This is a genomic window from Streptomyces sp. NPDC059668 (assembly GCF_042734135.1).
Classification (GTDB): Bacteria; Actinomycetota; Actinomycetes; order Streptomycetales; family Streptomycetaceae; genus Streptomyces.
Genome location: NZ_JBHWEL010000027.1, coordinates 50,196 through 51,439, shown reverse-complemented (window position 1 = coordinate 51,439; position 1,244 = coordinate 50,196). Strand labels below are relative to the sequence as shown.

The 1,244-nt window shown below is 70.4% G+C and carries 1 protein-coding gene; it reads left to right on the top strand.

What is annotated here, in order from left to right; genetic code table 11:
* Positions 1–266: 266 nt before the first annotated feature.
* Entirely contained in the window at positions 267–1,115 is an 849-nt protein-coding gene (locus tag ACFV2J_RS20940) for an RNA polymerase sigma factor SigF (protein WP_385439946.1), read from the top strand.
* The last annotated feature ends 129 nt before the right edge of the window (positions 1,116–1,244 follow it).

Below are 1,244 nucleotides of genomic sequence, written 5' to 3'. Positions count from 1 at the left end.
CGGGGGGGGGGGGGGGGGCCGGGGGGCGGGGGGGCGGGGGGGGGGGGGCGGGGGGGGGTGGGCGGGGCCGGCCCCCCCCCGCCGCACGGGGCTCGGGTCCGAACCTCGTGTACCAGGCGGGTATCCCTCCCGCCTTTTCTCAACCGGTCAGCGGCGGCAGGTCGTCGATTCGCCGGGCATGGGCCGCCGGAAAGGGGGCAGACGCTGTTTTGCCGGTGGCCAGCTGCTGGCTGCACGGGGGTCTGGACCTGTGGGAGGGGCGTGACGTGACGGTGGCTGAGACGGTAGTTGCGACGACAGCACAGACTGAGGCGTTGCCGGAGATAGCGGATCCGTCGCGGATCGCACCGCGGGATGCGCGTCAGCTGTCGAAGGTGTTCTTTGACCGGCTGGCGGTGCTGGAGGAGGGCACGCGCGAGTACCAGGACGTGCGGAACACACTGATCGAGATGAACATGAGCCTGGTCCGTTTCGCGGCCGGCCGGTTCCGCAGCCGTGGCCCGGAGGAGATGGAGGACATCGTCCAGGTCGGCATGATCGGGCTGATCAAGGCGATCGACCGGTTCGAGCTGACCCGCGAGGTCGAGTTCACCTCCTTCGCCGTCCCGTACATCGTGGGGGAGATCAAGCGTTTCTTCCGCGACACCTCCTGGGCGGTGCATGTCCCGCGGCGGCTGCAGGAGGCACGGATCCTGCTGTCGAAGGCCACCGAGGAGCTGCGCAGCCGGCTCGGTCGCACCCCCACGGTCAAGGAGCTCTCCGAGCTGATGTGCCTGAGCGAGGAGGAGGTCAACGAGGCACGCCTCGCCTCCAACGGCTACAACTCGTCCTCCCTCGACGCCACCGTCAACTCAGGCGAGGACGGCGAAGCCGCGCTGGCCGACTTCATCGGCGCCGACGACCACGCCCTCGAACTCGTCGAAGACTTCCACGCGCTCGCTCCGATGATCGCCGCACTCGACGACCGTGAACGGCGCATCATCCATATGCGGTTCGTCGACGAACTCACCCAGGCGCAGATCGGCGAGCACCTCGGCGTCTCCCAGATGCACGTCTCCCGCCTGCTGAACCGCACCCTCACCAAACTCCGGACCGGCATGCTCACCACCAGCTGAGCACGTCATTGTCCGCACCGACGGCGGCGCGCCCCCACCCCCCCCGGGGGCGCCCCCCGCGCCCGGGCGACCAGCGGATTGGGCCCACCCGTGACACCCAGCCGCCCCCCGCCACACCCCCCCCACCCG